Raw genomic sequence first — 3,922 nt, 5'->3', positions numbered from 1 at the left:
GCTGCGACCGTCCTGGTTGACGGCCGAACCGCGGATCACCGCCAGCACCCGGTCACCGTCGCGCTCCGCCGCCGACAGCCGCTTCAGGACCAGGACACCCACGCCCTCGGCCCAGCCGGCACCGTCGGCAGCGGCCGAGAAGGACTTGCAGCGACCGTCCGCCGCCATCCCCTTCAGCCGCGAGAACTCCACGAACAGGGCAGGCGTGCTCATCACGGTGACACCGCCGGCCAGGGCGAGCTCGCACTCGCCCTGCCGCAGCGCCTGCACCGCCAGGTGGACCGATACCAGGGAGGAGGAGCAGGCGGTGTCGACGGTGACCGCAGGGCCCTGGAGGCCGAGGGTGTAGGACACCCGGCCGGAGACGACGCTGCTGGCGTTGCCGGTGCTGACGTAGCCGTCGAGGGCGTCGAGGTCATGGCCCTGCTGGTTGCCGTAGTCGGAGCTCATGGTGCCGAGGTACACGCCGGTGCGACTGCCGCCGAGCGAGTCGGGGCGGATGCCCGCGCGCTCCAGCGCCTCCCAGGACGTCTCCAGCACCAGCCGCTGCTGCGGGTCCATCGAGACCGCCTCGCGCGGCGAGATTCCGAAGAACGCGGGGTCGAAGCCCTCCACGTCGTCGATGAAGCCGCCCTCGCGGGCGTAGCTCTTGCCGACCGCCTCCGGGTCCGGGTCGTAGACACCGAGCCGGTCCCAGCGCGACGGCAGACCGCCGACCGCGTCGCCGCCCGCGGCCAGCAGCTCCCAGAACCCCTCCGGAGTGTCGATGCCACCGGGCAGGCGGCACGCCATCGACACCACCGCGATCGGCTCGGTGCGGGCCGCGCGTTCCGCGGTGAGTTCCTTCTCGGTCTCGACGAGCGCGTTCGCCGTGCGCCGCAGATATGCCTCGAGTTTTTCGAGCTTCCCGACTTCGGACGCGCTCATTCGCTCACTCCAAGCTTGCGATCCAGGAACTGAAGAAGGTCATCCGTGCTGCCGGTGCCGAGTTCGGCTTCCGGTTCCGGCTGTTCGGCCGCGGCAGCCGTGTTCTTGGCCAGGCCGTCCCGCAGGGCCAGCAGACCGGCCGCGAGACCCTGCTCCTCGAGCTGGGACGGGGTCGCGGCGCGCAGCAGCTCGACGAGGCTGTCGATCTGGTTGCGGTTGAGACGCTGGGTGCCGCCCGCCCCGGCCGGCGTGCCGCCGGAGGCGACGGCCAGCTTGGCCAGGAGCAGGGCCGCGACGGCGGACGGCGTCGGGTGGTCGAAGGCCAGGGTGGAGGGCAGGGACAGCCCCGTCTCGGCTGACAGGCGGCGGCGCAGTTCGACCGCCATCAGCGAGTCCATGCCGAGTTCCTTGAGGACCTGCTGGGCACCGACGGCGTCCGTACCGGACAGTCCGAGGACGGTCGCCGCCTCCCGCTGGACCAGTTGGGTCAGGTGCGGCAGCCGTTCGGTCTCCGGCAGGGCGAGCAGCCGCTCGCGCAGTCCGGAGGGGGAGCCGCCCGGTTCACCGGCCCGCCGGCGCGGGGCGCGCAGCAGGTTCCGCAGGAGTACGGGGACACCGCCGGCGTTGTCGGCCTGCCGCTGCAACGAGGTGAGTTCGAGTTTCACGGGGACGAGGTGCGGATGGGGCAGGCCCAGTGCCGCGTCGAGGGCGGCCAGCGCCTGCCGCTCGCTCAGCGCACCCACACCCGAACGACGCAAACGCGCCAGCTCCGCCTGCCCCAGAGACGCGGTCAGACCGATCCCGGCCTGCTGCCACAACCCCCACGACAGACTCACACCCGGCAGACCGTCCGCCCGACGACGCACCGCCAACGCATCCACGAACGCGTTGGCAGCCGCATAATTCGCCTGCCCCGCCCCACCCAGCACACCCGCCGCCGACGAGAACAGCACGAACGCCGCCAGATCCAGACCCAGCTCCCGCGACAGCACATCCAGATGCTCCGCACCCGCCGCCTTCGCACCCCACACCCCGGCCAACCGCTCAGCCGACTGCGCCGACAACACCCCGTCATCCAGCACAGCCGCCAGATGGAAGACCCCCGTCCAGGGCCGCTCCGCGTCCGCCGTGGCCAGGGCCATCGCGACGTCCTCGCGCCTGGCAACGTCGCAGGCGACGACCTGCACACTCTCCGCACCGGCCGCGGACAGCTCCGCCACCAGCTCCCGCGCACCCGGCGCATCCAGGCCACGCCGCGAGGTCAGCACCAGATGCCGCACACCATGGCGGGTCACCAGATGGCGGGCCACCGCCCGGCCCAGCTCACCCGTGCCGCCCGTGACCAGCACCGTGCCGTCGGGGTCGAAGGCACCGGCGACCGGCCGCACCGCGTCGTCCGGGCCGGACTGCGTCGTCCGTACGAGGCGGGCGGTCCGTATCCCGCCGTCGCGAATCGCGGTCTCCGGCTCGTCCGTCAGGGCGACGGCCCGGGACAGGAGCGTCTCGTCGACGGGTTCCTGACCCAGGTCCACCAGGCGGATCGCCCGCTCGGCGTACTCGCCGCGCGCCGCGCGGAGCAGTCCCCACAGCGGCGCCGTCAGCAGCTCGCGGACCTCGTCGTCCGCGCCCGCCGCCGAGCGCGTGATCCACACCAGCTCCGCGCCGTCCAGTCGGGGCTCGCCCAGCAGACGCTGCAGCGTGCGCAGCGTGGAAGCGGTCAGCTCCAGCGCGGCGCCGGCGACGTCACCGGTGCCGCTCGCCGACGCCACCGGCCCCGTCGCGTCGACGACCAGCCGGGCGGGCGCCGCGGCCCCGTCGTCGAGGCGGGCAAGCAGTACGTCCACATCGGCCACATGGTCGGTCTCCAGGATCGCAGCCACCCCGGCGTCCCCGCCGAGGACCCAGACGCCGTCGGCCGGTGTCTCCTGCTCGGGCAGGGCCCGCAGCGTCCGGAAGTCGACGCGGTAGAGGTGTTCGGCGGTCTCACCCGCGCGGATCTGCTCGGCGGTGGCCTCCCGGATCACGAGTCCGTCCGCCTGCGCGACGGGCCGTCCGGCCGGGTCGGCCACCTGGATCCGGGCCTGGGTGCCGGACTCCTCCAGGTCGATACGGATCCGCAGTTCGGTGCCGCCCGCGGCGTGGAGCTCCACTCCGGTCCACTCGAACGGCAGGAACACCGGCCGCTCGGCGCCTTCCTCCCGGCGCACCCCCACCAGGGCGTGCAGGGCGGCGTCCAGCAGGGCGGGGTGCACGCCGAAACCGTCGGCCTTCAGCCCCTCGGGAAGACGTACGACGCCGTAGGCCGTACCGCCCTTGCGCCACAGCTCCACCAGCCCCTGGAACGCCGGACCGTACACCAGACCACGCGCGGCGAACGCCTCGTAGAAACCGTCCAGCTCCACCCGCTCCGCACCCGCCACCGGCCACTGCGCCAGCTCGCCGAACACCGAGGTGTCCGGAGTGGGTGTGCCCTCGCCCAGTTCACCGGCCGCGTGCTGCCGCCACTCGGCCTGGTCATCGCCCTCCGCACGGCTGTAGAGCGCGACCGGACGGCGGCCCTCGGCGTCGGGAGCGCCGACGACGACCTGAAGACGTACGGGGGTGTCCTCGCTCAGAACCAGAGGTTCGAGAAGGGTCAGTTCCTCGACCCGCTCGGCACCGACGTGATGGGCGGCCGTCAGGGCCAGCTCCAGCAGCCCCGTGCCGGGCACGAGAACCGTCCCGAACGCGGCGTGCTCCGCCAGCCACGGCTGCTCCGCCAACGACAACCGACCCGTGAACAGGTAGCCGTCGTCCGCCGCCGTCGCCGTCACCGCACCCAGCCACGGATGCTCGGACGCCTCCAGACCGACGGACCGCACGTCACCGGACGGCTTGGTCGTCTCGAGCCAGTAGTGCTCGCGCTGGAAGGCGTAGGTGGGCAGGGGCACCACCGTGCCGGTGCCGAGGACCTTGTCCCAGTCGAGTTCGTGGCCCTGGACGTGGAGCAGGCCCA

The 3,922-nt window shown here is 72.9% G+C and carries 2 protein-coding genes; both read right to left on the bottom strand.

Annotation, left to right across the window (positions count from 1 at the left end; all coding sequences use genetic code 11):
- A partial coding sequence (locus ACIRFH_RS36430) for a beta-ketoacyl synthase N-terminal-like domain-containing protein (RefSeq protein ID WP_403530842.1) occupies positions 1-927 on the bottom strand: 927 nt, incomplete at its 3' end.
- On the bottom strand, positions 924-3,922 hold a 2,999-nt coding region (locus ACIRFH_RS36425; protein WP_403530840.1), incomplete at its 5' end, for a type I polyketide synthase. The genes ACIRFH_RS36430 and ACIRFH_RS36425, both read right to left, overlap by 4 nt.

The sequence above is a fragment of the Streptomyces sp. NPDC093586 genome (genome assembly GCF_044764905.1).
GTDB lineage: Bacteria > Actinomycetota > Actinomycetes > Streptomycetales > Streptomycetaceae > Streptomyces.
The sequence above is the reverse complement of the archived record's forward strand: the minus strand, read 5'-3'. Positions and strand labels throughout refer to the sequence as shown.